Below are 380 nucleotides of genomic sequence, written 5' to 3' on the forward strand. Positions count from 1 at the left end.
CAACCCCATTTGGCCGTGGCGACTTCATTACATTCAACTTACTTGAATCTGATTTCACCACCGCACAACGCATGGCCGATGCCGTCAACAATTTCCTTGGTCCTCAGATGGCCTCTGCGGTCGACGCGACTTCGGTGCGTGTGCGAGCGCCCCGCGACATCAGTCAACGTGTCGCTTTTCTTTCTGCGATTGAAACTCGAGTTGTATCCCAGCAGACGGCGCAGCCAAAATCATTGTCAACTCACGTACGGGTACCATTGTGGTGGGTAAACATGTTCGATTAAAACCTGCGGCCGTGACTCACGGTGGCATGACGGTTGCGATTAAAGAAAACTTGAGTGTGAGCCAGCCAAATGGTTTCTCGGGTGGCGAAACCGTCG

1 pseudogene is annotated in these 380 nt (G+C 52.9%); it reads left to right on the top strand.

Annotated features, from left to right (window positions below):
- Positions 1 to 380: pseudogene (locus tag CIK04_RS24835) on the top strand (flagellar basal body P-ring protein FlgI); the annotation flags it as partial.

It is taken from the genome of Vibrio sp. 03_296, assembly GCF_002265885.1.